20 protein-coding genes are annotated in these 21,311 nt (G+C 69.8%); 12 read left to right on the forward strand and 8 right to left on the reverse strand.

The features are described 5' to 3' along the window. Positions 1-196 precede the first annotated feature (196 nt). A complete protein-coding gene (locus AB0959_RS45460; RefSeq protein ID WP_366832775.1) occupies positions 197-976 on the reverse strand; it encodes a DUF3050 domain-containing protein in 780 nt (259 codons plus the stop codon). A gap of 183 nt (positions 977-1,159) precedes the next feature. Here AB0959_RS45460 and AB0959_RS45465 point away from each other — a divergent pair, with 183 nt between their 5' ends. From AB0959_RS45465 to AB0959_RS45490, 6 genes are read left to right on the forward strand one after another with little or no spacing between them, the layout of a single operon-like run. After that, positions 1,160-1,774: an antibiotic biosynthesis monooxygenase gene (locus tag AB0959_RS45465; RefSeq protein ID WP_366832776.1), complete on the forward strand. Its 615-nt coding sequence runs from the start codon at positions 1,160-1,162 to the stop codon at positions 1,772-1,774. Positions 1,775-1,804: 30 nt separating this feature from the next. After that, on the forward strand, positions 1,805-3,931 hold the full coding sequence (gene pabB / locus AB0959_RS45470) for an aminodeoxychorismate synthase component I (RefSeq protein WP_366832777.1): 2,127 nt from the start codon (positions 1,805-1,807) through the stop codon (positions 3,929-3,931). Beyond that, the gene (locus AB0959_RS45475; protein ID WP_366832778.1) at positions 3,928-5,454 is read left to right on the forward strand and encodes a benzoate-CoA ligase family protein; all 1,527 of its coding nucleotides are present in this window, start codon (positions 3,928-3,930) and stop codon (positions 5,452-5,454) included. The genes pabB and AB0959_RS45475 overlap by 4 nt, the downstream gene beginning before the upstream one ends. Positions 5,455-5,483: 29 nt before the next feature. Further along, positions 5,484-7,055, forward strand: coding sequence for an AMP-binding protein (locus tag AB0959_RS45480; protein WP_366832779.1), 1,572 nt, complete (start codon positions 5,484-5,486; stop codon positions 7,053-7,055). Further along, positions 7,052-8,230: an FAD-dependent monooxygenase gene (locus AB0959_RS45485; RefSeq protein ID WP_366832780.1), complete on the forward strand. Its 1,179-nt coding sequence runs from the start codon at positions 7,052-7,054 to the stop codon at positions 8,228-8,230. Before AB0959_RS45480 ends, AB0959_RS45485 begins: the two co-directional genes overlap by 4 nt. A gap of 11 nt (positions 8,231-8,241) precedes the next feature. Beyond that, a complete protein-coding gene (locus AB0959_RS45490) occupies positions 8,242-9,036 on the forward strand; it encodes an aminotransferase class IV (protein ID WP_366832781.1) in 795 nt (264 codons plus the stop codon). A gap of 129 nt (positions 9,037-9,165) precedes the next feature. On the opposite strand, the gene AB0959_RS45495 is transcribed toward AB0959_RS45490, so the two are convergent. Then, a complete protein-coding gene (locus tag AB0959_RS45495) occupies positions 9,166-9,657 on the reverse strand; it encodes a carboxymuconolactone decarboxylase family protein (protein WP_366832782.1) in 492 nt (163 codons plus the stop codon). A 181-nt stretch (positions 9,658-9,838) separates the two neighbouring features. Between AB0959_RS45495 and AB0959_RS45500 the strand changes: the two genes are divergently transcribed. Next, the gene (locus tag AB0959_RS45500) at positions 9,839-10,534 is read left to right on the forward strand and encodes a L,D-transpeptidase (protein ID WP_366832783.1); all 696 of its coding nucleotides are present in this window, start codon (positions 9,839-9,841) and stop codon (positions 10,532-10,534) included. A 57-nt stretch (positions 10,535-10,591) separates the two neighbouring features. Here the strand turns inward: AB0959_RS45500 and AB0959_RS45505 are convergent, their stop codons facing one another. From AB0959_RS45505 to AB0959_RS45520, 4 genes are read right to left on the reverse strand one after another with little or no spacing between them, the layout of a single operon-like run. After that, complete coding sequence (locus AB0959_RS45505) at positions 10,592-11,794, reverse strand: Gfo/Idh/MocA family oxidoreductase (protein WP_366832784.1); 1,203 nt, start codon at positions 11,792-11,794, stop codon at positions 10,592-10,594. A gap of 14 nt (positions 11,795-11,808) precedes the next feature. Then, positions 11,809-13,158 (reverse strand): sugar ABC transporter substrate-binding protein, encoded by a 1,350-nt coding sequence (locus AB0959_RS45510; RefSeq protein ID WP_366832785.1) that lies wholly within the window; start codon positions 13,156-13,158, stop codon positions 11,809-11,811. Positions 13,159-13,169: 11 nt separating this feature from the next. Next, positions 13,170-14,099 (reverse strand): carbohydrate ABC transporter permease, encoded by a 930-nt coding sequence (locus tag AB0959_RS45515; protein ID WP_366832786.1) that lies wholly within the window; start codon positions 14,097-14,099, stop codon positions 13,170-13,172. An 18-nt stretch (positions 14,100-14,117) separates the two neighbouring features. Next, on the reverse strand, positions 14,118-15,071 hold the full coding sequence (locus AB0959_RS45520) for a sugar ABC transporter permease (protein ID WP_366832787.1): 954 nt from the start codon (positions 15,069-15,071) through the stop codon (positions 14,118-14,120). 169 nt (positions 15,072-15,240) lie between these two features. Here AB0959_RS45520 and AB0959_RS45525 point away from each other — a divergent pair, with 169 nt between their 5' ends. Together AB0959_RS45525 and AB0959_RS45530 are read left to right on the forward strand one after the other, a co-directional pair. After that, positions 15,241-16,419, forward strand: a complete 1,179-nt coding sequence (locus tag AB0959_RS45525; protein WP_366832788.1) for an ROK family transcriptional regulator — start codon at positions 15,241-15,243, stop codon at positions 16,417-16,419. 78 nt (positions 16,420-16,497) lie between these two features. Continuing rightward, positions 16,498-16,659 (forward strand): hypothetical protein, encoded by a 162-nt coding sequence (locus AB0959_RS45530; protein WP_366832789.1) that lies wholly within the window; start codon positions 16,498-16,500, stop codon positions 16,657-16,659. Between the two features lie 130 nt (positions 16,660-16,789). Here the strand turns inward: AB0959_RS45530 and AB0959_RS45535 are convergent, their stop codons facing one another. Continuing rightward, the gene (locus AB0959_RS45535; protein WP_366832790.1) at positions 16,790-18,148 is read right to left on the reverse strand and encodes a S1 family peptidase; all 1,359 of its coding nucleotides are present in this window, start codon (positions 18,146-18,148) and stop codon (positions 16,790-16,792) included. 98 nt (positions 18,149-18,246) lie between these two features. Beyond that, complete coding sequence (locus tag AB0959_RS45540) at positions 18,247-18,813, reverse strand: GNAT family N-acetyltransferase (RefSeq protein ID WP_366832791.1); 567 nt, start codon at positions 18,811-18,813, stop codon at positions 18,247-18,249. Between the two features lie 372 nt (positions 18,814-19,185). Between AB0959_RS45540 and AB0959_RS45545 the strand changes: the two genes are divergently transcribed. From AB0959_RS45545 to AB0959_RS45555, 3 genes are all read left to right on the forward strand, one after another. Further along, complete coding sequence (locus AB0959_RS45545) at positions 19,186-19,830, forward strand: HAD family acid phosphatase (RefSeq protein WP_366832792.1); 645 nt, start codon at positions 19,186-19,188, stop codon at positions 19,828-19,830. Positions 19,831-19,904: 74 nt separating this feature from the next. Then, positions 19,905-20,291: a PPOX class F420-dependent oxidoreductase gene (locus AB0959_RS45550; protein WP_366832793.1), complete on the forward strand. Its 387-nt coding sequence runs from the start codon at positions 19,905-19,907 to the stop codon at positions 20,289-20,291. 93 nt (positions 20,292-20,384) lie between these two features. Next, positions 20,385-21,200 (forward strand): SAM-dependent methyltransferase, encoded by an 816-nt coding sequence (locus tag AB0959_RS45555; protein ID WP_366832794.1) that lies wholly within the window; start codon positions 20,385-20,387, stop codon positions 21,198-21,200. The last annotated feature ends 111 nt before the right edge of the window (positions 21,201-21,311 follow it).

Consider the following 21,311-nt stretch of genomic DNA (forward strand, 5'->3'; position numbering starts at 1 on the left):
ACGCCGGTCACGCTACAGCTGCTCAACTCGCTGCCGGAGTCGGGGCCGTGCGAGATCGTGGGGGAGCCGCCCGCAACCCCAGCGCGGGCGGCCCCCCACGGCCCTCGGGCCGAGGCCGTCGTCCTACGGCCGTCGGCCCGAGGGAGTCATGGGTGGGCCGGGGTTCCCCGGCCCCGGCGGGGCGGGCCCGGGCCCGTCATGCCATGGCCTCGACGATGCCGTCCCACAGCCGGATCCTCGCCTCCAGGGCGAGCGTCGCCGTCTCCGCCGCCTCCTGCCAGCGGGTGTCGGCATCGCCGCAGAGGTCGGCGACCATCTGCATGGCCATCGGGGTGTGTTCCTCGCCGTCGACCTCGATGTGGCGGGCGAGGTAGTCGCAGAAGAGCGGGAAGCGGTCGGTGCCCTCCTTCTTGATCACCTGGTCGAACATGTCCGGGATGAGGTCCTCCCGGGAGAAGGCGAACGCGGCGGCTCGGCAGTGCAGGGGCCGGTCGGCGATGATCTCGAAGGTCGTACGGACGAAATCGGCCGCCGGGCCGGGGACCTGGGCGACGCGCAGTGCGGCGGACACGTCGTGGCCTTCCTTGATCAGGTCGAGGAAGGTGTCGATCCGTGAGGTGTTCGCCCCCGCCTCGTCCATGCCCGCGCGATAGAGCTCGAAGTGGCTGGTGAAGCCGCCGTTCAGCTCGTCGCTCTCCTCGACCAGCACGATGTCGTTGATGAGTCGCCGGCTCACCTCGGACCCGAGTGGCACCCAGGGGACGTCCACGCAGGTCAGTTCCCGTTGTAGGGATTTCAGGAGCGACATGAAGTCCCACACCGCGAACACGTGGTGTTCCAGAAACGTTGCCATGTCCGCACGACTGCTGATCCGCTGGTAGATCGGGTGTGCGGTCACTTCCTTTCGAGCGGGTTCGATCGCCGCACGCGCCCGATCAATTCCCTCGTGGTTCATGTTCCAGTCGTAGCGGGACATGGCTCTCCTTTGCTTTCCTGCCGAGCCGGATGGCGATCGTGCTCCTCTCTTTACCGGCCCGGCAACCGGTTTCGAGAATTCTGGGAAAGTTACCCGCAGTATGACGCGGCAGATGACGGCAAGCGGGACGAAAGGGTGACATAGGGTTACCCTTCGGACAGTTGAAAATTCTTCGTTGAATCTTTGAACGTGACGTGGTTGTTATCCGTACTCGACGGGGTGAGCAGGAATCCCGTTACCGTCACCGTGGCGTATCGCGTGGTGCCGGGCCGTGAGGCCGACTTCCACTCCTGGGGGTGGGCCGTGCTGCGTGCGAGCGCGCAGCAACCGGGTTTCCTGGGTGGTGGCGTACTGGTCGACGGAGAGGCGGACTGGCATGTGGTCTACCGCTTCGACAGCGATGGTTCGGTCCGGGCCTGGGAGAACTCGGTCGCCTGGGCGGAGTGGGCCGCCCGGCTGGAGTCGCTGGGACAGGAGACCGGCCGGCGGACCATGAACGGCTCCAAGGCGTGGTTCGACTCCCAGACCGTGACCCAGGCCGCACCTCGCCCGCCACCGAAATGGAAACTCTGGTTCGTCAACATGAGCGCGGTCTTCCCGCCCGTGCTCTTATTCAATCTGACCGTACTCCCATATCTGAACAGTCTTAATCCTCTTTTCCGCACACTACTGCTGTGTCTGGCCGTGACAGCCATCGTCACGTGGATTCTCATGCCGCGACTGCAACGTTTCTTCAAGAAATGGCTGTACCCGCCGCTTCAGGCGCTCCGCGGACGGCACAAACGACGGACCGCTTAGGCCCGCGAACGATCAAAGGGGGGTGGGCGGGTGAAGACCCTGCTCATCGACAATTACGACTCGTACACGTATAACCTGTTCCAGTTGATCGCCGAGGTCAACGGTGAGGAACCGGTGGTGGTCCTGAACGACACCCCGCCCGACGGTATTCCGGACCTCGCGGAATTCGACAACGTCGTGGTGTCGCCGGGACCCGGACACCCCGCGGAGCCCCGGGACTTCGGCATCGCCGCACGGGTCATCGCCCGGGCCACCGTCCCCGTCCTCGGCGTCTGCCTGGGTCACCAGGGCATCGCCGTGGGGGAGCGGGGCAACGTGGAGCCCGCGCCCGAGCCCCGCCACGGGTTCCTCTCCGCCGTACGCCACGACGGCCGGGACCTCTTCAAGGGGCTGCCGCAGAACTTCACCGCCGTCCGCTACCACTCGCTGGCGGTGAGCGAACCGCTGCCCGAGACCCTGGAGGCCACCGCCTGGTCCGAGGACGGGGTTGTCATGGGCCTGCGGCACCGCACCCGGCCGCTGTGGGGCGTGCAGTTCCACCCCGAGTCCGTGCTCACCGACTACGGCCACCGCATGCTCGTCAACTTCCGCAACATGACGGCGGAACGGGCCTCCCGGCCACGGACGAAGAACACCGCGGTCACCCCCACCGCGGCGGCCATCCCCCGCCAGCGGCGGGCCCCCAGCCCGACCTACCGGCTGCACACCCGTCGTATCGCCACGGCGATCGACGCCGAGGCCGCCTTCACCCGTATGTGCGCCGACGCGCCCCGCGCGTTCTGGCTCGACAGCGCCCAGGTGGAGGAGGGCCGGGCCCGCTTCTCGTTCTTCGGCGACGGCACCGGCCCGCTGGCCGAGTTCGTGCGCTACGACGTCGAGGCCGGCGTCTGCGAGGTCGAGCGGCCCGGACAGCCCCCGCGCAAGGTCCGGGCGAGCATCTTCGACTACCTGAAGCGGCAGTTGACGACCCGTCGCGTCGACGGCACCGGGCTGCCCTTCGACTTCACCGGCGGCTACGTCGGCTACTTCGGCTACGAGACGAAGGCCGACTGCGGCTCCCCGAACCGCCACCGGGCCGAAACCCCCGACTCCTGCTGGCTGTTCGCCGACCGGCTGATCGCCGTGGACCACGAGGAGGGCTGCACCTACGCCGTCTGCCTCGCCGAGGACACCACCCAGGCGGCGCGCGCGGCCGCCGACTGGCTCGACACCGCCACCGCCCAGCTCACCTTCGTGGCGCCCGCCGACCCGGCCCCGGCCACACCCGCCGAGTCGAACCCGGCCGCCGCCGAGCCCTGGCTGGTCCGCGACCGGGCCACCTACCTCGCGGACATCGAGGCCTGCAGGCGCGAACTCAGGGCGGGCACCAGCTACGAGGTCTGCCTCACCAACGCCGCCCGGTTAGCGGCACCGTACGACCCGTACGACTACTACCGGGTGCTGCGGCGCCTCAACCCGGCACCGTACGCGGCCTTCCTCAGGTTCGGGGACCTCGACGTGGCCGGCGCTTCCCCCGAGCGCTTCCTGCGGATCACCCGGGACGGCACCGCCGAGGCCAAGCCCATCAAGGGAACCGCACCCCGCGGCGCGACGCCCGACGAGGACGCCCGGCTGCGCGACGAACTGGCGGCGGACGCCAAGACGCGCGCCGAGAACCTCATGATCGTCGACCTGCTCCGCAACGACCTGGGCCGCGTCAGCACCACCGGGAGCGTCCGCGTCTCCCGTCTGATGGCCACCGAGACCTACGCCACCGTGCACCAGCTGGTCTCCACCGTCGAGGGACGGCTGCGCGAGGGCACCGGCGCGGTGGACTGCGTCCGCGCCTGCTTCCCCGGCGGATCGATGACCGGCGCGCCCAAGCTGCGCACCATGGAGATCATCGACGAACTGGAGACCGAGGCCCGCGGCGTGTACTCCGGTGCCCTCGGCTACTTCGGGTGCGGCGGCGGCGCCGACCTCAACATCGTCATCCGCACCGCCGTGTTCACCGGCGGCCGTATGCACCTCGGGGCCGGCGGCGCGATCGTCCTCGACTCCGACCCGGTCGCCGAGTACGACGAGATGCTGCTGAAGACCGCGGCCCAGATCCGCGCCCACGAGCAGCAGACCGAGCGCTCCGCCCTCAGGGCCGCCGCCGAGGAGCCGGCCCGATGACGATGCCGCAGTCCACTCTCGTCCCCGCCGACATGTCCGCCCCCGGCAACCTCGCCGCCCATCTCGTCGCGCTCTCCGAGCGCCGCGAGTGGACCCACCGGGTGGCGTTCCACCAGGGCCACCGCGCCTTCACCCACGGCGAGGTGCACGACCTCGCGGCCCGCGCGGCCACCGTGCTCACCGACCACGGCGTGCGTCCCGGCGACCGGGTGCTGCTCGCCCTGCCCGACTCCGTGGCCTGGGTGGCGGCCTTCCTCGCCACCGCCCGGCTCGGCGCCGTCGCCGTGCTTGCCAACCCCGAACTCACCCCGCCCGAGCATCAGTTCATGGCGGACGACACCGAGGCCGCCCTCTGCGTGACCGGTCCCGGCCTCGATGACCGCTTCCCCCGGCGCTCCCGCCTCGGCGCGGACCAGCTGATCGCGCTCGCCACGACCGCCGAACCACACGCCGACGCCCACCCGGTCGACGCCCACACGCCGCTCTACATCCAGTACACCTCCGGAACCACGGGCCGCCCCAAGGGAGTTCTCCACCGCCACGGCGACCCGAAGACGTACCACGACCTCATCGGCAGGCGGTTGCTGCGCGTCACCGAGGACGACGTCACCCTGTCGGTGTCCAAGCTGTACTTCGCCTACGGCTTCGGCAACGCGTTCGTCTTCCCGCTCTTCTCGGGCTCCTCCGCCGTCCTGGTGGACCGCCGCCCCACCCCGGCCGCCGTGGACGAACTCGTCGCCCGGCACCGCGTGACCCTGCTGTACTCCGTGCCGTCCGCGTACGCCGCGCTCGTCGCCGAGCGGGGCAACGGGCACGAGACGTGCTTCGCCTCGGTGCGTGCCGCCGTGTCGGCCGGTGAGGGCATGCCCGCGGGGCTCGGCAAGCAGGTCACCGAGCTGCTCGGCGCGCCCGTGCTGGAACAGATCGGCTCGACCGAGGCCGGGCACGCCTTCTGCGCCAACAGCTTCGAGCACAACCACCCCGGCACCGTCGGCCGCCCCGTCCCCGGCTTCGAGGTCGAACTGCGCGACCGCGCGGGCAGCCAGGTCCCCGACGGCGAGGCCGGCGAACTCTGGGTCCGTGGCCCGACGCTGACCCCCGGCTACCTCAACCGCCCCGAGGAGACCGAGCGCACCCTCGTCGGCGGCTGGCTCAACACCCGTGACCGGGCCCGCCGCGAGACCGACGGCACCTTCCGGCACCTCGGCCGGGCCGACGACATGGAGATGGTCGGCGGCATCACCGTCTCCCCGCTGGAGGTGGAGGCACTCCTGCGCACCCACCCGGCGGTCCGGGAGGTGGCCGTCGCCGCCGTGGCCGACGAGCGCGGCGCCAGCCGGCTGCGGGCCTTCGTCGTCCCCGCCACCCCGATCCCGGCGGGTCTGGAGGCCGAACTCATCTGTCTGGCCCGCGACAAGCTGGCCGCCTTCAAGGTCCCCCGCAGCGTCAGCTTCGTCCCGTCCCTGCCTCGCACCTCCACCGGCAAGCTCCGCCGCCACCTCGTCCGCCAGGGCGCGTGGTGACCATGGCCCCCGCAGAAAGGATTGGGCGCATGCGACAGCCGCAGCCCCTGTTCCCCACCGACCGTGGCTTCTACCTCGGCACGATGCTCCGGGAGGCCGCCGACCGCCACGGTGCCGTCTTCGTCACCCTCGACCGCCCGCTCGACGTCAACCCCGGCCTCGGCGTCGACCTCAGCTACACGGTGCTGGCCGACGTCGTCGACGAACTCTCCGGCCGCCTCTGGGAGGCGGGGGTGCGGCCCTCGGAGGAAGTGGTCGTCCACAAGACGGACAACGTCGACATCGTCCTGCTGACCTGTGCCGTCTCCAGGATCGGCGCCGTCCCCGTCCTCCTCTCACCGGGACTCGCGGGCCCGGTGGTCGGCCAGCTCCTCGAACGCCTCCACCGCCCCTGGCTGATCACCGACAGAGCCAAGCTGGAAGGGCCGCTCAAGGACGTCGAGCTGTCCGACGTCGTACGGCGCACGCTCTCCGTGGACGACGCGCCCGGAGCCGAGCCGCTGGAGAAGTACGCGGGTGCAGCGACCCCCGCGCCGGTACGCCTCCACCCCCGGGAGGCCTCGCTGATCACCCACAGCTCGGGGACGACCGGCCTCCCCAAGCTCGCCGTGCACTGCCCCAACACCATGTGGAACCGGCTCGTGCCGCAGAAGGCCATGGGCTGGCCCACGCGCGGTGAGACCGCCGCCCTGCACATGTCGTTCGTGCACTCGCGCTTCTACCACCTGCTCGGTGTGCTGCTGCACTTCGGCAGCCCGCTGGTGCTGATCGTCGACCCTGCCCCGGCGTCCGTGGGCCCGATCCTTGCCCGGCACCGCCCCGGCATCGTGGAGACCCACCCCAACACCTTCGTCCTGTGGGAGGAGTTGGTGGGCGCGCCGGGAGCGCCGCTGTCGCGCGTCCGGTCGTACGGCTCGACGTTCGACGCGATCCACCCGCGCACCGTGCAGCGGCTCCTGGACGCCTCGCAGCGGCGCTCGCCGTGGCTCATCCAGTTGTACGGGCAGAGCGAGACGGGCCCGGTCGCCTTCCAGTGGTTCACCCGCCGCAGCGCGGCCCGCGCCGACGGCCGCCGCGTCGGCATCGGCATCCCCGGCTTCACCCGGGTACGGGTCGCCGACGGCTCCGGCCGGCGGGTCGGGCCCGGTGAGGCGGGCCGTATCGAGGCCCGTACCCGTGGCCGCATCCTGACCTACCTCGGCGCCCGCGACCGTTACCTCCGCCAGCTCAACGACGGCTGGTGGGAGATGGGCGACATGGGCTACCAGAGCCGCTGGGGCGCCCTGTACCTGATCGACCGCGAGATCGACCAGATCGACTCCGTGCACAGCAACCTGGAGGTCGAGGACACACTGATGTCCCGCCTGGAGGAACTGCGCGAGGTCGTCATCGTGCCGGGCGCGGACCGCGAACCCGTCCCCGTGGTGTGCGTGCGCGGCGAGCGGCCCCTCGACATGGACCGCTGGCAGGAGGCCACGGCCGACCTGCCCTCGATGGCCGAGCCCCGTCAGTGGAAGTTCGAGGACCTGCCGATGACGTCCACGTGGAAGGTGAAGCGGGTCGAGATCACCCGCATGCTGGCCGAGAGCACGGTGGCATGAGCCGGATCCTCGTCGTCGGCGCCGGACCCGTGGGTCTGTCGGCGGCCCTCGCCCTGAGGGCCCACGACCTGGAGGTGACGCTCCTGGAGGCGGACCCCGAAGGCCGCGAACGGCCGGGCAGCCGCGCCCTGTTCGTGCACCGCGAGACCCTTCAACTCCTCGACGGGATGCGTCCGGGACTCGCCGCCGAGATCACCGCGTACGGACAGACCTGGCACACCAAACGCACCCTCTACCGGGGGCGCGAGGTGTACGCCCGCACCTTCCCACCGCCCACGGGCCTGCCGCCCTTCACCAGCCTGCGCCAGGTGGACACCGAGCGGTTCCTGCTCACCGCCTGCGAGGACGCCGGCGTGGAGTTCGTGTGGGGCGCCCGGATCGCGGGCGTGCGCGCGACCCAGGACGAGGTCGCTCTCACCGACGAGGACGGCCGCGTGTGGACCGGCACCCACGCGGTCGCCGCCGACGGCGCCCGCTCGACCGTACGGCGCGAACTCGGCATCGCCATGGAGGGCACCCACGGTGACGGCTTCCATGTCGTCGTGGACGTGGCCGACATCCCGGGGGCCGAGCTGCCGCTGGAGCGTGTCTTCCACTACGAGCACCCCGGCCTGGACGGCCGCAGCGTGATGCGTGTGCCGTTCACCGGCGGCTTCCAGGTGGACCTGCAGTGCCGCGACGACGACCGGCAGGAGGAGTACGGCACCGAGGACGCCGTACGGCGCTGGCTGCCCTCCGTCGTGGGCGACGGGTACGACGAACGGATCCTGTGGGTGTCGACGTACCGCTTCCTGCGCAAGGTCGCGGCCTCCTTCACCGATCCGGCCCGCCGGGTGCTGCTCGTCGGGGAGGCGGCCCACCTCTTCCCGCCCTTCGGGGCGCGCGGCATGAACAGCGGCATCGCGGACGCGGCCGCCGCCGCGCGGGCCGTCGCCGAGGGCACGCCCGAGGCAGTCGCCTCCTTCGCCGAACTCCGGCGCCAGGCGGGTCTGTTCAACAGCGAAGCCGCCGGGACGGCCCTGGAGCACCTGCGGCCCCACCGGCGCATCGTGCGCGTCAAGCAGCGCGCGGCGGCGGCCCTCGCCCCCGTCGTGCCACGATGCGGGGCCTGGCTGGAGCACGCACCCTACGGACCCCGGCACGGCTCTCCGGCCGCCGCCGGCCGCAAGTACTGAAGGGAACCCCATTGACACAACCTGCCATCGCGGAGGGACTGTTGGCGTGGTCACCCAACCGCGGTCTGACACCCGCACCGGCGCAGGGCGGACGACTGCTCGTCGCGGACTCCTGGCTGGTCAGCGACGGGCGGGTGCGCGGCTTCGAGCGGCACCGTGAGCGCTTCCTGCGGGCCTGCGGCGAGTGCGGCGCGCCTCCCTTGCGGCGGCTCATCGAGTTCTGGCACGACATGACCGCCGCGCTGCCGCGCACGGGGAAGTGGTTCCCCCGCGTGGAGCTCGCGGCCGGCTCCCTGGAGCTGCGGCTGCTGCTGCGCCACGCGCCGCCGCTCCGCACGGACGTACGGGTGTGGGCGGCGGGGCAGGCCGACCCACGCACCGTGCCCCGGCGCAAGGGACCGGACCTGGACGCGCTGGCCCGGGTCCGCGGCCGGGCCGCCGGGGTGGACGCGGACGAGGCGGTGCTGATCGCGCCCTCCGGGGTGGTGCTGGAGGCGGCGAACTCCAGCCTGCTGTGGTGGGAGGACGACACTCTGTGCATGCCGCCGCCACGCCTGCCCGTCCTCGCCGGGGTGACCACGGCACTGGTCCAGGAACGGGCCGCGCGCACCGGCATCCGGGTCGCCCACCACGAGCGCACCCTGGCGGAGCTGGACGGCCGTGAGGTGTGGCTCGTCAACGCCCTGCACGGGATCCGTCCGGTGAGCGCCTGGTGCGGCCGCCCGATGACCGCGGGCCCCGCTGCGCACGCCCCGGAATGGCAGCAGTGGCTGGACGACATGATGGATCCGTTGCCGGACCACTGAATCCGGGCGGCTGAATTCAAACCGAACCCGAGGGGACAAAGAAGCGCCGGGCCGAATTCAACACGGCCCGGCGCGATTAAACGTGCCCGAATAACGGAAAATTTCTGCCCGAGATTCCGGCTGAGGGAATCAGTCCTTCTTCGGGACGGGCTGGTAGGCCCCCGGAACCATCCGCGTGGCGATCGCGATCCGGTTGTACGCGTTGATGACCGTGGCCGCCCAGATCAGCGCGGCGACCTGCTGGTCGTCGAACACCTCCGCGGCCTCCGCGTACACCGCGTCGGGCACGTGCCCGTCGTGCACCAGGGTCACCGCCTCGGTCAGCGCCAGGGCGGCGCGCTCCCGCGCGTTGAAGAACGGGGTCTCCCGCCAGGCGTTCAGGGCGTAGATCCGCTGCTCGGTCTCGCCCTGGGCGCGGGCGTCCTTGGTGTGCATGTCGAGGCAGAACGCGCAGCCGTTGATCTGCGACGCGCGAATCCTGATGAGTTCCAGGAGTTCCGGCTCGACCTTCGCGTCCTGGGCAGCGGAAACAGCCGCGGCATGCAGGGAGCCCATCGATCCGGACACATCGGGGGTGATTTTCTTCAGGGCCACGCGGGATATGGAATCGCTGTTGGTCATGAGGAGAACTCTATCCCCGCGATGCGGTGCCCGAACGGAAAACCGAGTGAATTCCCCGCAGTGTGATCATCGCGACGTGTCACCGTTTCGTCTCAGCGTGAGCCTTCCCACAACCCCCTCCCGGGGAGGCGTGTCTAGGAAGCAGAATCGGGCACTGACCACACGCAGAGAAAGGTCCGCCATGGGGGACATACGCAGACGGGGCGCCGTCGCACTCGGAATCACCGGACTGGTGGCACCGCTGACACTCGCACTGGGTACCGCGCCCGCGCAGGCCGCGAGCTGCACCACGTCGACCGGCCCGTACCAGAAGCAGGTCGAGAAGTTCCTCGGCCGGCCCGTCGACGGCAGGCAGTCCGCCACCGACTGCCAGGCGATCAAGGCGTTCCAGACCAAGCACGGGATCACGCCGAACATCGGCTACGCGGGCTCCGTCACCTGGGGCGTCATGGACCTCATGCTCAAGCAGAAGGCCGTCGGCACCAACCCCAACAGGGACGGCAGGTGCCCCGTCAACAAGGGCCGCATCGCCTGCGTCAACCTCACGCTCCAGCTGAGCTGGGTCCAGGACGGCGCCCGGCTCGTGTACGGACCGGTACCGGTGCGCACCGGCCGTGACGGCTACGAGACCCGCACCGGGCTCAAGAAGATCTACTGGCGGGACATCGACCACGTCTCGTCGATCTACAACGTGCCCATGCCCTACAGCCAGTTCTTCGACGGCGGCCAGGCCTTCCACTCGGTCGGCGTCAGCATGTGGAACCCGCCGGGCTCGCACGGCTGCGTCAACATGACCAAGACCGCCGCCAAGAAGTACTGGTCGCTGCTGAAGACGGGCGACGACGTCTACGTGTACGGCCGCAAGCCGGGCACCTGACGGACACAGGTACCCGGCTCACTCCGGCGAGGTCGTTCTCCACGCCGGACGGGGGCGTCACGCCTCGGGCGCGTCCCCGAAGTCGGGGATCTCCAGCCTCGCCCCGCCCTGCCGCGCGGACTCGTGCGCGACGATGCCCGGCAGGGTGTAGCGGGCGGCCACCCATGCGTTCACCGACGGCAGCGTCCGTGTGTTGACCGCGGTCACGAAGTCGTCCACGAGGAAGTGGTGGCTGCCCTCGTGCCCGTTGTGGAGGTTGTCGAACTCCCGCGGCAGGCGCGAGCGGTCGTGCACGGGCGCCGACCCGGAGGTGAAGGCGGCCCGCAGGTCCGGCGCGATGTGCTGGAGAGACGGGTCGTCAGGAGACAGGGTGGGCTTGGGCTCCAGCAGCTCGCTGATGTCGTTCACCCCCTTCTTGTCCTGCCACAGGGCCACCGTGGCGAGCTGCTCCATGCTGGCCTCCGTCCCGAAGAACCGGAAACGTGACTCTCGTATGTGCGAGGGATAGCCGACGCGCCGGAACTCGTTCGTACGGAAGGAGCCGCCGCCCGCGACCTCGAACAGCGCGGTGGCGTTGGAGACGTCGTTGCCGAACTGGCTGACGTCCTTGTCGAAGACACCGTCCCCGCGCCCGTCGACGACCCCGATCGCGGACACGCTCACCGCGTGCGTCTGCCAGGCCCCGAGTACCCCGCCCACCGAGTGCGTCGGGTACAGCAGCGGCGGATAGCTGGCGGTGGCCTTCCAGTTCTCACCACCGCTGTACTGGTACGCCTCGTAGAAGCCGAGGTCCATGTCGTGGACGTAGTCGCCCTCGGCGTAGAAGATCCGCCCGAAGGCGCCCTGGGCGATCTGGTTGCGGGCGTGCACGGTCGCCGGGTTGTACTGGCTGGTCTCACCCATCATGTAGGTCAGCCCGGTCGCCTTGACGGCGTCGATGATCGCGGCGATCTCCTCCGTGGTGATCGCCATGGGAACGGCCGAGTACACGTGCTTGCCGGCGTTCAGGCCCCGCACCACCAGCGGGCCGTGCGTCCAGCGCTGGGTGAAGAGGGCGACCGCGTCGACGGCCGCCGACTCCAGCATCGCCTCGTACGAGGGGAAGGTGCCGGTCAGGCCTTCGGCGGCGGCGAGTTGCTCGGCCCGTTCCGGCAGGAGGTCGGTGACGTACACGTCGCTGACCCCGGGGTGGGCCAGGAACAGCTTCGCGAACTGGCCGGAGAACTGGCCGGCGCCGACGATGCCGAGGGAGAACGTCATGTAAGGCGAGCCCTTCACTGGTCGAGGATGAGATTGATCTGGTCGTTGGTCTCGTTGAGGCTGCTCACCGGCTTGCCGGTGCCGTAGACGGCCTCCATCTCGGGCTGCATGAGCGCCTGCACGTCCGCCGCGTAGTTGGTGATCGGGTAGGAGAAGGTCCGGAAGTCCTTCTTGTCGGCCACGGGTTCGGTGAAGGCGGAGACGTCGATGCCCTTCTTCTTGTAGGCCGCGATGGCGGCCTCGGTGCCGGCCGGGGTGGCGGGGAAGACGACCCCGTACTTGCCGACGACGGTCTGGCACTGGTCGGAGGACAGGTACTTCACCCACTTCCGGGCGCCCGCCTTGTTCTTGGAGGCCTTGGTGATGGAGTCGGCGAGGCCGTTCATCATGGTGGCGCGCTTGCCGGTCGGGCCGGCGGGCGTGAGGGCGGTCTTGATGTCCTTGCCCTTGAAGCCGTTGTACGTGGAGATCATCCACGCGCCGTCGAACACGGCGGCGGCCTTCCCCGCGGCCATCTGTGTGTTGCCCTGGTTGGACTGGACGTTGTAGTCGGAGAAGGGAGCCATGTAGCCCTTCTTCGCCAGGCCGAAGTACCACTTGATGGTCGACTGGAAGGTCTTGCTGCCGTACTGGTACTTGGTGCCCCAGCGCGCCTTGTCCGTGTAGCTCCACCCGGCGGAGCCGGTGAAGGGGCTCCACTGTGTCTGGCCGTCGGCGTAGCCGCCGCCCTGGGTGCCCAGGCCGTACACCTTGACGTGCTTCTTGTCGAAGCCCGGCTCGTCGCCCCGTTTGCCGTTCCGGTCGACGGTGAGGTGGGCGATGGCCTTCTCGAAGGTGCCGCCGTCCTTCGGGTTCCAGGAGAGGTCGCCCAGTTGCTGGGCGGTGAGGCCAGCGTCCTTCGCCATCTTCTCGTTGTAGAAGAGGGCGACGGTGTCCCAGTCCTTGGGCGCGCCGTAGCGGTGGCCGTCCTGGCCGATCCAGTTGGCGGCGAGCCCCGGCTGGTAGTCGGAGGCCTTGACGTCCAGGTCGTCGAGCGGTTCCAGCACCTTCAGATCGGCGAACTGGCCGAACTTCTGGATGTGGTCGGTGAACACGTCCGGCTGGGTGCCGGCGATGAAGCCCGCGGTGAGCTTGGTCCAGTAGTCGCTCCAGCCCAGCTGGGTGATCTTGACGTTCAGCCCCGGGTTCTCCTTCTCGAACCCCTTGGCGCAGGCCTGGTAGGCGGGCAACTGGTTGGCGTCCCACAGCCAGTACGTGATCGTGTTCGCGGACGCTCCCGTGGAGTCGCCCTTCGCGCAGCCGGTCACCAGGGACAGTGCCAGAGTTCCGGCCAGCGCGGTCAGCGTACGAAGTCGCAGTCGCATCTTCTGTTCCCTCACTTGATCCCGGTGAAGCCGATGGAGCTGACGATGCGGCGGGCGAAGCAGGCGAAGAGCACCAGCATCGGCAGCGCGGCGATGAGCGTGGCCGCCGTGAGCCCGGACCAGTCGACGCCGGTCGCCGGGGTCTGCGCCCGGAAGATCGCCAGCGCCACGGTCAGCACGCGCGAGCTGTCGCTGTAGGAGACCATCAGCGGCCAGAAGTAGTCGTTCCAGGCGGTGATGTACGTCAGCACGGACAGCGTGATGATCGGCGTCGACGCCATCGGCAGGACCACCCGGAAGAAGATCTTGACCTTCCCGGCGCCGTCCAGCAGCGCCGCCTCCTCGACCTCCGTGGGGATGTTCATGAAGAACTGCCGCAGGAAGAACACCGCGAACGGGGTCATGAAGAGGCTGGGCAGCGCGATCCCCAACAGCGTGTCCACCAGGTGGAGTTGCTTGATGAGCACGAAGTTCGGCAGCAGCGTGAAGATGGTCGGCACCATCAGTCCGGCCAGGAACAGCCCGAACACCTTGTCCCGGCCGCGCCAGCGCAGGCGTGCGAAGGCGTACGCGGCCATCGCCGAGAAGAAGATCTGACAGCCGGTGATCAGCGTCGAGACGACCACCGAGTTGAGCAGGTAGCGCCAGAAGTCGAGCCCGCCGCCGGCGCCGCCCTGCGCGATGGCCTCCTTCGCCGACTGCAGTCCGAGGGCGCGTTCGAAGCCGCTGCCGGTGAGGTCGACGGGGAGGGCGCTGGTGGGGTCGGAACTCAGACCCGCGTTGGTGGACAGCGCGGTGCGCAGGATCCAGTAGAACGGCAGCAGGGTGATGAGGAGGATGAGCCCCATCACGGTCCAGGCGGCGGCTCGCCCGAGGGAGAGCCTGCGCCTGACGGGTCGTACGGTCGGCGGTGTGGTCGTCGCGGTGGTCACGGCAGCCATGTCGGTGTCTCCTTTCCGTCAGCCGAGGTCGCTCTGGCCGGCCCGGGTGAGCCGGTACTGCAGGACGGTGATCGCGCTGAGCACGACCAGCAGGGCGACGGACATCGCCGAGGCGTAGCCGAACTGGAAGCGGCCGAAGGCGGATCCGTAGATGTAGTACTGGAGCACGTTGGTCGCGTTCGCGGGGCCGCCCGCGGTGGTCACCGCCACGGTGTCGAACACCTGGAAGGACCCGATCACGGTCATGATCAGCACGACCGCGAGCACCGGGCGCAGCAGCGGCATGGTGATCCGCCAGAACGTCCGCCACTCGCTCGCGCCGTCCACCTTGGCGGCCTCGTACATGTCGTTGGGTATCGCCTGGAGGCCCGCGAAGAGCAGCAGGGCGGTGTAGCCGACGTGCCGCCAGACGTTGATCAGGGCGATGGTGGGGATGGCCCAGGTCTCGTCGGCGAGGAACGGGATGCGGTCGAACCCGATGGCGTTGATGATCTCGTTGCCGATGCCGAGCTGGGTGTCCAGGATCCACAGCCAGACCAGGCCGGCGACGACGTTCGACATCAGATACGGGGTGAGCACGATGCCCCGCAGCACGGCCGACTGGGTCAGCCGCTGGAGGAGCACGGCGATGGCGAGCGCCGCCACCGTCTGGATGCCGATGTTGATGACGACGTACTCGACGGTGACCTTCAACGAGTCCCAGAAGATGGGGTCGTTGACCATGCGGACGTAGTTGTCGAGGCCCACCCACTCCGCCGGGGTCAGCAGGTTGAAGCGGGTGAAGCTCAGGTAGATGCCGCGGAGCGTCGGCCAGAGCAGGAACACCAGGAAGCCCAGCATCGCCGGAGCGATGAAGACGGCCGCGAGGGCGCCGTCACCGCCGGGGCGAGACTTCGCCTTCCTTGCGGGTGCCATGGCCTCGGCACCGCTCAATGGCAGGCGTGATGGTGGGCTGCTGGAGGCGACGGTCATCGGGAGGCTCCCTCATCGGCGGCTCGTCCTCGGTGGCACTTACTTTTGGCGCGAAACAATTGTGGCGTCAAGACTTTGGCGCAGATTGTTTCCCTGGCGAGGATCGCGGCCTAGAGTGAGAGCGTTACTTCCATCATGAAACAAACACCCATGTGGGAGTCTGACGTCCATGACCACAGGTACCGCCAGCTGGCTGCCGCTCAGCACGGGGGAGCGCGCGGTGGCGCTCGAGGTGCTCGTGCACGGCCCGCTGTCCCGCGCCGAGATCGCCAGGCGACTCAGCCTCTCGGCCGGAAGTCTCACCCGGCTGACCAAGCCACTGCTCGAATCGGGCCTCCTCGTCGAGGTTCCCGAGGGCGCCCCGCTCGCCGAGGTCCGGCAGGGGCGCCCCTCACAGCCGCTCGACATCGTCGCCGAGTCCCGCTCCTTCGCCGGTTTCAAGATCACCGAGGACATGGTCTACGGGGTCGTCACCACCCTCAGGAGCGAGATCGTCGCCCGCTACGACCGCCCGCTCACCACGCACGACCCGGACCGCGTCGCCGACCAGCTGGGCGAGATGATCGCCGAACTGGCTCGTGCTCACCCCGGCCTCGCGGGAATCGGCATCGGAGTGGGCGGCCTCGTCCAGGACCGCGCCGTGGTCGACGAGTCACCCTTCCTCTCCTGGCGCGACGTGAGGCTTGCCGAACTCGTCGAGGAGCGCACCGGGTTGCCGGTCGTCGTCGAGAACGACGTCGCCGCACTCGTGGAGTCCGAGACCTGGTTCGGCGGCGGACGCGGCCTGGAGCGCTTCGTCGTCCTCACCATCGGGGCGGGCATCGGCTACGGTCTCGTCCTCGGCGGCAGGCGAGTGCCCTGCGCCGAGGAGGACCGCGGGTTCGGCCGCCACTGGATCGTGAACCCCAACGGCCCGCTCACCCCCGAGGGCGCCCGAGGCAGCGCGGTCTCCCTCCTCACCATCCCCAGCATCCGCTACCAGATCCGGGCCGCCACCGGCCGCGACCTCACGTACGAGCAGATCCTCGGCGCGGCGGCGGCGGGCGAGCCCATGCCCGCCCGCGTCATCGACGAGGCGGCGCGTGCGCTGGGCACACTGCTCGCCCAGATCTCCAACTTCGTCATGCCGCAGAAGATCGTGCTCGCCGGCGAGGGCGTCGGCCTCATCGACGTGGCCGGAGACACGGTGTGGGAGACGATCCGCGCCCACCGCCACCCGCTCGCCGACCCGGTCCCCCTGGAGACCAAGGTCTCGGACTTCCACGACTGGGCGCGAGGAGCCGCGGTCCTCGCCATCCAGGTGCTGGTGCTCGGCACGGCCCAGGCCGGCGGTGCGAACGCAGAGTGAGCAGCTTCACGTTCCGTAATGTCCGAAGCGTCGCCTTTACTCACCTGGACCTCACGCCCGACACCGTAGGCTCACAACATGTCCACCAGTCCTGAAACCGTCCTGGAAAGACCGAAAAGAACAGCAGCCGAGGTCAACGAGGAGATCCGGGCCCTGTGGTCCCGGACCGGCGGGACGCTCAACGGCGACCAGAGGCGCGAGTACCAGCGCCTGGTGCTGGAGTGGGCAGCGGCCAGCTGAAAGCGCCCCGACAGGGGCGCGGGGCTGTGACGTTCTGCGGCTCCGCCGCGCGGGCGCGACCAGCCACAAACAACCCGAACACGGCAACGGACCCCGCCCGGCAGGCGAGGTCCGTCAGTTGTTGAACCCGTCAGCCCCAACTCCGCGCATACTGCCGACGGTACGCGTTCCGTTCCGCCTCCGTACGGATGTACCTCGTCGCGACCAGCGCCACCAGACTCCCCGCGATCAACAGCAACCCGGGCCCCACGTTCATCGGATCCGCGAGCCGCTCCAGCAGCGTGGTCACCGTTTCCGACGCGTCCACGTCCTGCACCGCGCCAGGCTCCGCCGACCCGGGCGGCACGGCCCCCTGGGACGCGCCCCCCGACTGACCCGAGGGGGAGCCGGACACCCCGGCCAGCTTCACGTTCAGCGCCGTGAGTGCCTTGGTGAGCGGCTGGAAGAACGTCGTACCACCGGACTTGCAGTCCCCGTTCCCTCCGGACGTCACCCCCAGCGCGACGCTCTCCGAGAAGAGCGGACCACCGCTGTCGCCCGGCTCGGCGCACACCGTGGTCTCGATCAGTCCCGTGACCGTGCCCTCCGGGTAGTTCACCGTCGCGTTGAGCGCGGTCACCTCTCCGTCGGCCAGTCCGCTGGTGCTGCCGCTGCGGAACACCTTCTGGCCGACCGTGGGATCGGCCACCGACGTGATGCGCACACCGCGCCCCTGGCCGATCGCCACCACGTTGGACTCTTCGCTCTGGTCGTCGTTGTCGTACTGCACGAGGGAGTAGTCGGCGCCCGGGAAGTTGGACGTGATGGTCCGGCCGAGCTGCTGGTTGCCCTGGGTGTCGCCGAACCACACGGAGCCCGCCGGCCCGCAGTGCCCGGCGGTGAGCATGAACTTGCCCTGCCCGTTGGTGACGTTGAAGCCCACCGAGCAGCGCCCGCCGGTCGAGAAGATCGGCTGGGCGCCGTTGAGCCGGGTGGTGAACGTGCCGTCGGTGCGCTCCATCCGCACCGAGCCGCCGATCTCCTCGGCCATGCGGGTCATGCGGGACCAGTCGCCCTTGGAGACCGTGCTGTCGGCGCGTACCACGACCTCGTTGGACGAGGGGTCGATGGCCCACGAGGTGCCGGCGACGCGCGGCGCCGACTTGAGCTTCTTCGTCGTCGAGTTGAGGTCGTCCATGCTGTAACGGACCTTCTTGGGGCGCGCGCCCGCGGCCTTCACCTCGGCCGCCGCCTCCTCGTCGGTGACCGCGACGACCGGCTCTCCGTCGGACCCGATCCACGAGCCCGCCGAGCGGGAGTCACCGAGCTCGGACGCGAGCCCCGCCCCGGTGTCGGCCACGGTCCGGGCCGTACTCGTCGGGGGAGCGGTCGTCGGGGATGTTTCGCTCGCCATGGCCGCCTGCGTGACCATGAGTCCTCCGCAGAGCAGTCCGCCGACGGCCGCCAGCCGCGTCACTCGCCGGACGACCCGTCGTCGTGCGTGCCTCATTCCATGGCTCCCGAACCCCGCGCCGAACGGCGTCAACCACCGCCAGGGCTCCCGTCGTTGAGTGCCCTCCCTTCATACGTGCGGCCGGGCCCGGGCGTTCACCACGTGGCGTCGACGTATCCCATCGCCCGGTTCATGGCGATCGCGGACACGTTCAGCGGATGGTGGAACGTACGGACCGTGCTCACGCCGCAGAGTCCGGGGAACCCGATGCCGTATGTCTTCATCGCCACCGACACGCCCCGCCGGCGGTAGGGGGCCCGCACCCCGGTCATCTCGTTGAAGACGAACCCCGAGGCCCGATGGTCCGACGTGGCCGCCATCCCGATCCAGGCGTCGCCGTCGAGAGCGAGCACGACGCCCCGCGGGTCGAAGCCGGGCGCGTCGAAGCGCCGCCGGTGGAACTCCTCGTACGTGAAGAACTCGCCCCGCTGCGGGATGTCCGCCGAGCATTCCTTGTTGAGCTCGTACAGGGCCCGCCGGTGCTCAGGGGTGTCACCGAGCTCGGAGAGCGTCGTCAGCCGGATGCCGGAGGTGCGGCACCGGTCGACGTACGGCTGGAAGCGGGCCAGGTCGAAGGCGTCGACGTCCAGGTGGAGCTTCACCCACTCGATCGCCGTCGTCGACTCGGAGGGGCGGTGCGAGAGGGGCGGGGTCTGCGTCACGGGCGCGGCTCCTGAGGTGCTGTGTGGTGCGTGTGTCAACGCGCAATGTAGAGCGGAGCGTTGCCGTCCGGTGGCACAACGTGGATCTTCACAGGTGGGCGGCCTGGATCTGAGGGGTCGGTGTGTCGTGTGCGGGCGGGTGGGGGCTGATCGCGCAGTTCCTCGCGCGCCCCTGAAACCCCAGCCTCCGGCTGGGAAAAGGGGCGGCGGGGGCGAAAACCGTGGACAGACGGACCCGCGGGCTTGATCCACAAGCCACCGTCTACCAATCGGTAACTTCCACGTTGACTCCGCGCCATCGATGGGCATGACCATGACGAGCGCGGCGACGGTGGGACCCGTCGCCGCTTCCAACCGCAGAAGGGGACGGGCATGAGAACACGCGGTGTGGCGCGCCGGATGGGTGCGGTGTCGGTGGTCGTGGTGCTGGGTGCCGGGGGAGCTGTCGGCACCGCGGGGTCCGCCGCCGCGGCCCCCGCCGGGACCACGGCGAGCGTGACCGCGGCCCAGGCCGCCGCCGACGTCGACTACGACACCTGGCAGCGCGACGTCAAGGCCGTCATCGACCAGGCGAAGCCCTACGTCCAGCAGCGCACCCAGGGCACCGCGGGACAGAAACTCGCCCTCGTCTTCGACATCGACAACACCACGCTGGAGACCGACTTCCACCCCTGGTACCAGCTGCCCACCCCGGCGCTGAAGCCCTCGCTCGACCTGGCCGCCTACGCCCGCTCCCGGGGCGTCGACATCTTCTTCGTCACCGCCCGGCCAGGCATCATCGAGAGCCTCACCGAGTGGAACCTCAAGACCGTCGGCTACCCCGTCTCCGGTCTCTACGTGCGTGATCTCCCGGATCTGTTCGACGAGGTCAGCGCCTACAAGACCAGCAAGCGCGCGGAGATCGAGGCCAAGGGCTACAAGATCATCGCCAACATCGGCAACAACGACAGCGACCTCGTCGGCGGGCACGCGGAGCGCACCTTCAAGCTGCCCGACTACGGCGGCCAGCTGTCCTGACCGCGAGGAGTGCGGGCGAGCGGGCCGGGAGACGGCCCGGCCCGCCCGCCCGCATGCACTCCTACACTCGCGTCATGAACGAGATCACGCTCGACACGCTCGGCGCCGGCAAGTACCTGCTGATCACCAGCTACCGCAGAAACGGTACGCCCGTGGCGACCCCGGTGTGGGTGGTGCGGGACGCGGAGACGCTCGGCGTCTGGACGGTCGCCGACTCCGGGAAGGTCAAGAGGATCCGCAACCGCGCCGATGTTCTCGTGGGCCCCTGCGACCTGCGCGGAAAGCCGACCGGCGACCAGGTCCCCGGCCGGGCCGAGATCGTCGACCCCGCCACGGCCGAGCACTACCGCCGGCTCCTCGCCCGCAAGTACGGACTCGTCGGCCGCCTCAGCCTCCTGGGCAGCCGGATCCGCCGCGGCAAGGAGGGCACGGTCGGACTGCGTATCTCGCTGACATCCTGACGTTCCCTCAACTGGACGCGTTCCGGCGGAGGTTGGGAGTATGCCACTGGTACTTCCAACGTCAGCAACGGTTCGCTCCAAGGAGGTTGTCGGGTGTCGCAGGATCGGTCCGCCCCGGACACGGCGGCGTTAGCGAAGATCGACTCGACGGTGCCGCATTCGGCCCGGATCTGGAACTACTGGCTGGGCGGCAAGGACAACTACCCCGTCGACCACAAGGCGGGAGACGCCTTCCGCACGGTCTTCCCCGGTATCACCGACCTGGCCCGTGACTCGCGGGCGTTCCTCGGCCGCGCCGTGCGCCACCTGGCCGGCGAGGCCGGCGTCCGCCAGTTCCTCGACATCGGCACCGGACTCCCCACGGCGGACAACACCCACGAGATCGCCCAGCGGGTGGCCCCCGAGGCACGGGTCGTCTACGTCGACAACGACCCCCTGGTACTCACCCACGCCCACGCACTGCTCGCCGGCACGCCCCAGGGCGTCACCGACTACGTCGACGCCGACCTGCACGACCCCGACACCGTGCTGCGGGAAGCGGCCAGGACGCTGGACCTGTCCCAGCCGGTCGCGCTCACCCTGATGCAGGTCAGCGGGCACATCGCCGACTACGACCAGGCCCGTGCCATCGTCGGCGCGCTGATGGGCGCGCTGCCGTCGGGCAGCTACCTCGCCTTCAACGACAGCGTGGACACCAACCGGGCGAACGCCGAAGCGACCCGGCTCTACAACGAGACCGGCGCCGCCGCCTACCATCTGCGCGGCCCGCGGCAACTCGCGGGCTTCTTCGACGGCCTGGACCTGCTCGACCCCGGCGTCGTCCCCATCACCGACTGGCGCCCCGACGCCACGACCGCGCCCGCGCGGGGCGAGGTGATCGCCCTCGGCGGGGTCGCCCGCAAACCCTGAGGGCAGCGCACCCCACCTCCGGCCCCACGGCCCGTGGACGGCACCCGAACGCGTGGCGGCCACCGGGCGGGCGTGTGTTTTCCCGGGCCGGGGTAAACGCCCCCCCCGGGA

This window comes from Streptomyces sp. NPDC046862 (assembly GCF_040704615.1).
Taxonomy (GTDB): domain Bacteria; phylum Actinomycetota; class Actinomycetes; order Streptomycetales; family Streptomycetaceae; genus Streptomyces.